Annotated in this window: 2 protein-coding genes; both read left to right on the plus strand. The window is 20.8% G+C overall.

The features are described 5' to 3' along the window. On the plus strand, nt 1–377 hold a 377-nt coding region (locus EZH24_RS12990), incomplete at its 5' end, for a tetratricopeptide repeat protein (RefSeq protein ID WP_137999440.1). A 24-nt stretch (nt 378–401) separates the two neighbouring features. Beyond that, nucleotides 402–753, plus strand: a 352-nt coding sequence (locus tag EZH24_RS12995) for a tetratricopeptide repeat protein (RefSeq protein WP_419670469.1), incomplete at its 3' end; no start/stop codon positions are given.

Raw genomic sequence — 753 nt, forward strand, 5'->3', positions numbered from 1 at the left:
AAAATTATAATAAAGCTATAGAATTATTAATAAATAAAATAGATGAATATAGAAATATATCAAAATTAGATGCATATAAAAAAATTGATTTTCATTATATTAGCTATCTATCTAATTTAGCTTTATTGTTTGAGAAAGTTTCAAGAGATGACGAGTGCATTCCTATTTATGAAGAGCTTATAAAAATATATGAAGATAAAATTGCAGATGATGGTGAGCATGTATTCTATTTAAAAACTGTTGCAGAGTTCTACATGAAATTAAATCAAAAAGATAATGCTTTAAAGATGTATGAAAAAATTTTAGAAATAGATGCTGATAATGATGAGACTGATGAGGCTAAAGAAAAAATTAGAAGTATTAAATTAGAAAAATAATCATATTTTTATGGAGAATAAAAAATGGAAAATAAAAATTATAAAAATTATACAATAGAAGAAATAAAATGCTCAATAAGCAAGGGTATAAATAATGAAGAGATTAAAGAAGAAGATGAAATTTGTTATGAAGAAGCTGAAAAAATAATAAAGAAACAGTTAAAAAATGATCCTAATAATAAAGAATTATTATTTTTATTAGGATTGGTTCAGTATGGTATTTACTCTTCTAGTGGAGATGAAGGAAAATCAATAGAAACATTTAAAAAACTTTTGAGATTAGATTATGAAAAAGATAAAGTTTTATACTATTTGGCAGTATTATATTATTATAATAAACCTAATAGTAAAATATTAATAAAAAAAATTATTAAAT

The sequence above is a fragment of the Brachyspira catarrhinii genome (genome assembly GCF_005518285.1).
Lineage (GTDB): Bacteria > Spirochaetota > Brachyspiria > Brachyspirales > Brachyspiraceae > Brachyspira > Brachyspira catarrhinii.